This is a genomic window from Sinomonas sp. G460-2, from assembly GCF_047759905.1.
In the GTDB taxonomy this organism is placed as follows: domain Bacteria; phylum Actinomycetota; class Actinomycetes; order Actinomycetales; family Micrococcaceae; genus Sinomonas.
Window position 1 is genome coordinate 1 of the sequence record NZ_JBKZWT010000219.1, and the last position, 6,292, is coordinate 6,292.

Sequence of the window (6,292 nt, forward strand, 5' to 3'; positions counted from 1 at the left end):
CTGCAGGCCGCGACCGAGAAGGTCCGCACCGACGCCGCGGCCGGGCACTACGCGAGCGCGCTCCAGGAGCTGCAGAACATCGAGTCGCAGGCCAATGACGCCGCCACTCAGGGAAAGCTCAGCGCCGCGAGGAAACAGGATGTCCTCGCGGCGCTGGCCCTCGTGCGGGTTGATCTCCAGGCTCTCATGGGCTCGCGGAGCACGCCGAGCGCGACCCCCTCGACCCCGGGGACTCCGACCAAGTCGAAGAAGAAGGAGAAGTCCCCGGAGCCGAGCCCCACTCAGGATTCGGACGAGGGCTAGGGCCTTCCCCTAGCCGCGGGCCGCTGCACCCTCCGCGTCGATGGCCTCGAGCTCGAACTCGTCGGCCTCCACGGCCGCCTCGATCTGCTCGGGCTTCATGGCAAGACTCACCGCGACGTAGAACATGACGATGCTGAACACCACGACGATGGCGATGTCGATCCATTCCGGCAGGACGTTGAGGGCCCCCTTGCCATAGCGGCCTAGGAAACCGATGACGAGCAGGCCGATGAGCCACGGCCAGACCCACGCGATGGCGCGGAGCCCGAGGTCCTTGGCCTGGCGGTGGCCCCTGCGCGCGACGGCGGCGATGAGGAAGACGAGGCCGCCTCCCACGATCGCGACGACGAGCTTCCAAATGGCCTCGAAGCCGGACCAGTAGATGATCAGGTTCGCGGCCACGAAGCCGAGCGGCGTCAGGAGCCTGGACATCGGGACGCGGTACGGGTGCTCGCGCCCCGCGTGCCTGCGGTACAGCGCCGCGAGGGACACCGGTCCGAACGCGTACATGATGGCCGTCGCGTCCGTGATGAGGCCCACGAGCTCCTGCCAGCTCGGGAAGGGCAGGAGCGCGATGAGGCCCACGACGAAGGCCACGAGGATCGACACCCACGGCACGCCGCGCTTGTTGACCTTCGTGAGCGCGGACGGCAGGGCCGCATCCTCGCCGAGCGCGTAGGAGATACGGGCCGAGGTGCCCAGGTACACGAGACCGGTTCCCGCGGGGGAGACAACCGCGTCGATGAGCAGGACCGACGCCAGCCAGCCCGCCCCGGCGGCGACCGCAAGGTCGTAGTACGGGCCGAAGCTGCCCGCTCCGAGCGGGTTGTCCCAGCCCTTCGCGATGTTGTTGGGATCGATCGCGCCGATGAACGCGACCTCGAGGAAGATGTAGATCACGGCGCCGATGAACATCGCGAGGATGATCGAGCGGGCCACGTGCTTCTTCGGGTTCTTCGCCTCGCCGGCCATCTGGGCGGCCTGCTCGAAGCCCTGAAGGGCGAACACGACGCCGAGCGGGAGCGCGGCGAAGATGCCGTGGAAGCCGTTGGGCGCGAATCCGCCGCCGCCCTGGCTGAAGTTCCCCGGGTGGAACGTGAGCGCGATGATCACGACGATCGTCATAACCGGCACGACCGTCTTCCAGATCACCACGGCGATGTTGCTGTCCGAGAGCCACTTCGCGCCCATGAGGTTGATGAACGTGAACGCCACAAGGGCGACGACCGCGATCCCGATGCCGGTCGCGGTGAGGGTCTGGTCCTTGTTGACCATGTCCAGGCCCGAGGCCCACGGCGCGCTCTCAAGGTAGGTGATCGCGCCCTCCACTTCGATGGGCGCGATCATGACGGCCTGGAGATACCCGGACCATCCCGCCGTGAAGCCCGCGAAGGCCCCGAACGCGTAGTACGGGTAGCGGGCCGTGCCACCGGCCACGGGATAGGCGGCTCCGAGATCCGCATGGATGAGGGCGAGGATGAGCAGGAGCACTGCTGCGAGCAGCCACGAGATGATCGACGCCGGACCCGCAGATTTTGCGGCGCCCAAGGCGCCCAAGAGCCAGCCGGAGCCAATGATGGATCCGAGGGAGACGAACGTCAACCCCCAAAATCCAACAACTCTCTTGAGAGGATGACCGCCCTGTGCGGACGGTTGAACCACGACGTTCTGAGCCATTCGGACCCTTCCCTTGCGGGTTGTCATTTATCTACTGACTGGTCCCCCTTTAACCCGACGAACACTACCGAACATTGTGGAAAAGCGCTGGAAAATCTGAGTGACCGATATCAAAACGCAGCCAACCGCACGCTCGGCGGCGGGTTCTCTTCCGCCCGCAGAGGCCCGAATGATCAGCCGTGGCCCGGGATCGGCGCCCCGAAGGGCAGGCCTTCCCGGATGTACCCGTCGTAGAGCGGCTGCCACTCGAGCGCCCCCGCGCTGTGGGGCCCACCCGGCTCGCCGCCGCCGAGCCTCGCGGCGAGCTCCGCGAGGCACACATGCCAGCCCGCGGCGTTGCGCGCGGCGGCGTTGCGATCGCCAAGCCAGTTGCGCAGCGTGAGCTCGGAGTCCGTCACGGAGCCCTCGACGCGGAACTCGAGCGTGTCCTCGCCCCATTCGAAGGCCCACCGCAGCGGCGGCTCCCACAGCGCGATCCGCTCGACCGACGGCGGCTGGTTGGGGTCGCCGCTCAGCGTCACCGTGCGTGCTTCGTGATCGATGACGACGGCGGAGGGGAACCACCCAGCGAACCCCTCCGACGTGCTCACGGCGGCCCAGACGGCCTCCGCCGCGACCGGGTACGAGCGGACGAACGTCACGGACGCACGGTCGTCTTCCTCGCTGTACTGGCCGTCGAGCTCTTCCATGAGTCCTCTCCTTCTGGATCAGTCGCCCTTGGATGAGAGACCCCCGTCCAAGGACCGTGTTCAGTGCCCGTAGAGCGCCCCGACGATCGCGTCGAAGGCCCGGTCGGGAAGGATCTTGCGCGCCGCGAGGATGTATCCCGCGCCGCCGCCCACCGGGTAGCGCGCCGCAGGGTTCTTGGCGCGGACGGCCCGCGCGATGGTGCCGGCGACCTCCTCGGGCACCCCGGCGCGGCCCGGGCGGTCGAAGTCCGCGAGGACCTTCGCGACCTTGCGGGCGTTCTCCTGGTAAGGCGTGCCCTCCGAGCGCTCGAGGAGGGATTCGCGGGCGATCGTGCTCCATTCGGACATGATCGGCCCGGGCTCGATGAGCACCACGCGGACGCCGAACGGCTTGAGCTCCATTCGAAGCGAATCGGAGAGGCCCTCGACCGCGAACTTGGCCGCGTGGTACCAGGAGCCGAGCGGCTCGTAGAACTTCCCGCCGATCGAGGAGATGTTCACGATCGTGCCCGAGCGGCGATCCCGCATGCCCGGCAGGACAAGCTGAGTGAGCCGCGCGAGCCCGAACACGTTGACCTCGAACTGCCGCCTGGCCTCGTCGATCGGCACGTGTTCGAGCGCACCGTAGGAGCCGTAGCCGGCGTTGTTGACGAGGACGTCGATCTGCCCCGCCTCGTCGATGATCTGGCGGACGCCTGCTGTCATGGACTCGTCGGAGGTGACGTCCATCGCGAGGATCCGCGCGCCGTCGTCCTTAAGACCTTGCATACGTTCCACGCGCCGCGCCGCGGCGTACACCGTGAAGCCTGCGCCGAGGAGCGCACGCACGGTGGCCTCGCCGATCCCGCTGGACGCGCCTGTTACGAGGGCAACCTGCTGCATGGTCCTCACGCTACCCGACGGCTCCGACAGCCAACACCGCCCACGGCCCACCCCGTCCCACCGTTGCGGGGTCCCGTCCTCACCTTCGACGAGCCACCGTGTGACAAGCTGGGGCCCATGAGCCACCGCAGACTCGCCGCCTCGTCGCGCTCCAACGTCCCGCCGTTCGCGGTCATGGACATCCTCGCGCGGGTCGACGAACTCCGCGCCTCGGGCCGCGACGTCGTCTCCCTGTGCGCGGGCGAACCGTCGGGCGGCGCGCCGTCCGCGGTTTCGGCGAGGGCGGCGGAACTCCACGCCTCGGGCCGCGCCCTCACGTACACGCCCGCTCTCGGCACCGCGGAGCTGCGTGCTGAGATCGCTGGCCACTACCGGCGCTGGTACGGTCTGGACGTCGACCCGGCCCGCGTCGCGGTGACCACCGGCTCCTCGGGCGCGTTCGTGCTCGGCTTCCTCGCCGCCTTCGAGGTCGGCGACCGGGTGGCCCTCGCCCGGCCGGGCTACCCCGCGTACCGGAACATCCTCGCGGCGCTCGGCTGCGAGGTGGTCGAGGTGGACTGCGGGCCTGAGACCCGGTATCAGCCCACGCCGGAGCTCCTCGAGGCCGCGGCTCGGGAGCGCGGGCCGCTCGCGGGGGTTGTCGTGGCCTCGCCCGCGAACCCGACCGGCACGATGGTCAGCCGCGCCGAGCTGGCCGGCCTCGCTTCCTGGTGCTCGGCCAACGGCGCTCGGCTGGTCAGCGACGAGATCTACCACGGGATCACGTATCCCGAGCCGGGCGCCGGCGCGGACTACGAGAGCCCGCGGGGCGTGTGCGCGTGGGAACTCGATCCTGAGGCGATCGTCGTCTCGAGCTTCTCGAAGTACTGGGGCATGACCGGCTGGCGCCTCGGCTGGATGCTCCTCCCCGAGGAGCTCACACCCGCCGTCGACGCCCTTGCGGGGAACGTCGCGCTCTGCCCGCCCGCGCCGTCGCAGCTCGCGGCCGTCGCGGCCTTCTCCCCCGATTCCTATGCCGAGGCGGACGCCTGGGTCGCCCAGTATGCCGAGACGCGGCGCACACTGCTCGACGGGCTCGGCCCGCTCGGGTGGGGCCCGGCGGCACCGGCCGACGGCGCGTTCTACCTCTACGCCGAGCTCGGCTCCCAGCTCGAACGCTTTGGCGATTCGCGCGAGTACTGCCGCGCGCTGCTCGAGGCCGAGGGCGTGGCGCTCGTCCCGGGCACCGATTTCGACGCGCGGGCCGGCCATCGCTCGGTGCGCCTCAGCTTCGCCGCGGGACCCGCGGCGGTGAGCGCCGCCGTCGAACGCATCCTGCGGTTCCAGCAGGCGTAGGCAAGGCGCGTCGGTCACCTACCCTTCGAGGTGGCCGCGCAGCCTCTCCATCTCGCGCCGGTCCTTCTTGGTGGGCCGCCCGGCCCCGCGGTCGCGCTGCGGGAGCCCGAGGAACGGCACGGGCGGCCGCTCGGGAGTGTGGTCCGTGTAGCAACGTGAGGCGGCCTCGGCCCCCACGCGCTTGACGATGAGCACGTGCACCTCGAGGATGCGCTCGAAGCCGGGCTGCCGGATGCGGATCGTGTCCCCGGGCACCACCGTCTGGGACGCCTTGGCGGGGTTTCCGTTGAGCCGCACGTGCCCCGCGCGGCACGCCGTCGTCGCCGCCGAACGGGTCTTGTAGGCACGCACGGCCCACAGCCACGAGTCGATGCGAACGGCAGATGGCGCGGGGGCTGGCGCGTGCGAAGAAGCCATGGTGCCCAGAAGTCTAGCGGCGTATCGTCGGGGCATGGGGGGAACACCGGTTAGGAGCCGACATGCCTGACAAGCAGCCACATCAGGACCAGCACAAGAAGCCCTCGAAGTCCATCAAGGAGCAGAGGGCTGAAAAGCGGGCCAAACGCGATGTCGCGTTGAACGCGGATCCCGTGGCCCATCTCCGCAAGCCCCGGACCAACCGCTGACGGCACGCCCCGCGGCACCCGAGTACGGGTGGGCGGGGCGTTCATTCTCCCCGCGTGGCCTAGGCGCGGCGCAGCTGCACCCCGGCGCGAGCCATCGCGTCCGCGTATGCTGTGCCCATCTCAATGAGCCACTCGGTCTGCCGCTCCTTCGAGCCCGCGAACGCGCGCCCATGCAGTGACCGCGCCTTGTAGACCTTGAGGCCTCGGCGCCAGATGAGCGGGTTGCCGGTCTTGAGGAGCTGCTGCGCGAGCCGATTGGCCTCGGGCCCGTGCGCCACGATCGCCGACGCGCGCGGCAGGAGCTTGAGCAGCGCGAGCAGCGGCTTGAGCCCGGCCTGAACCTGCTCGGGGGTCAGCTTGCCGTTCGCCTCGCCCGGGGTGAACCACGGGTAGGCGTTCCACGGCACTGTCCACTCCGGCCGCAGCCCGAGCTGGTACTGGAGGCCGAGCAGGCGCGTCGCGGCCGCGTCGTCGCCCGCCCACACGAAGCCGCGCGGGTTCGCCTCGCCCGTGTTGGAGAACAGGCTCACGATGCGGCACTCCTCGGCAGAGTGCATCGGGTCCACGTAGGGAACCTCGAACCCGGGACGCAGCTTCCGCAGGAAGTCGACGTGCTCGTTGACCGGCGCGATGGCCGGCGCAAACAGCGGATCCGTGAGCGGAGCGGCCGCGCGGACGACGGCGGCGATCGGCTCGGGTGCCTCGCTCGCCTCGGAGGGGTCCTCCTCGAGGGAGGGGGCATCGGGCTGCGGGGCCGAGGGCTGCATGGTCTCGGACTGC

General features: G+C 69.9%; 8 protein-coding genes. 3 read left to right on the forward strand and 5 right to left on the reverse strand.

Annotated elements, in window-relative coordinates:
* Positions 1–303, forward strand: a 303-nt coding sequence (locus tag ACLN58_RS16305; RefSeq protein WP_415856305.1) for a hypothetical protein, incomplete at its 5' end; no start/stop codon positions are given.
* 9 nt (positions 304–312) lie between these two features.
* Here ACLN58_RS16305 and ACLN58_RS16310 read toward each other — a convergent pair.
* The 3 genes from ACLN58_RS16310 to ACLN58_RS16320 all read right to left on the reverse strand — a co-directional run bounded on the left by ACLN58_RS16310 (position 313) and on the right by ACLN58_RS16320 (position 3,551).
* A complete protein-coding gene (locus ACLN58_RS16310) occupies positions 313–1,905 on the reverse strand; it encodes an APC family permease (RefSeq protein ID WP_415856306.1) in 1,593 nt (530 codons plus the stop codon).
* 248 nt (positions 1,906–2,153) lie between these two features.
* The gene (locus ACLN58_RS16315) at positions 2,154–2,669 is read right to left on the reverse strand and encodes a hypothetical protein (protein WP_415856307.1); all 516 of its coding nucleotides are present in this window, start codon (positions 2,667–2,669) and stop codon (positions 2,154–2,156) included.
* A gap of 60 nt (positions 2,670–2,729) precedes the next feature.
* Positions 2,730–3,551 carry an oxidoreductase gene (locus tag ACLN58_RS16320; RefSeq protein WP_415856308.1) on the reverse strand — a complete coding sequence of 274 codons (822 nt, stop codon included), beginning with the start codon at positions 3,549–3,551 and terminating at the stop codon, positions 2,730–2,732.
* Between the two features lie 117 nt (positions 3,552–3,668).
* On the opposite strand from ACLN58_RS16320, the gene ACLN58_RS16325 reads away from it, so the two are divergent.
* Positions 3,669–4,886, forward strand: coding sequence for an aminotransferase class I/II-fold pyridoxal phosphate-dependent enzyme (locus ACLN58_RS16325; RefSeq protein WP_415856309.1), 1,218 nt, complete (start codon positions 3,669–3,671; stop codon positions 4,884–4,886).
* A gap of 18 nt (positions 4,887–4,904) precedes the next feature.
* Here ACLN58_RS16325 and ACLN58_RS16330 read toward each other — a convergent pair whose 3' ends face one another.
* Positions 4,905–5,303 carry an RNA-binding S4 domain-containing protein gene (locus ACLN58_RS16330; protein WP_415856310.1) on the reverse strand — a complete coding sequence of 133 codons (399 nt, stop codon included), beginning with the start codon at positions 5,301–5,303 and terminating at the stop codon, positions 4,905–4,907.
* 62 nt (positions 5,304–5,365) lie between these two features.
* Between ACLN58_RS16330 and ACLN58_RS16335 the strand changes: the two genes are divergently transcribed.
* Positions 5,366–5,512 (forward strand): hypothetical protein, encoded by a 147-nt coding sequence (locus ACLN58_RS16335; RefSeq protein ID WP_415856311.1) that lies wholly within the window; start codon positions 5,366–5,368, stop codon positions 5,510–5,512.
* A gap of 59 nt (positions 5,513–5,571) precedes the next feature.
* Here the strand turns inward: ACLN58_RS16335 and ACLN58_RS16340 are convergent, their stop codons facing one another.
* Positions 5,572–6,279: a uracil-DNA glycosylase gene (locus ACLN58_RS16340; protein WP_415856312.1), complete on the reverse strand. Its 708-nt coding sequence runs from the start codon at positions 6,277–6,279 to the stop codon at positions 5,572–5,574.
* Between the last annotated feature and the right edge of the window lie 13 nt (positions 6,280–6,292).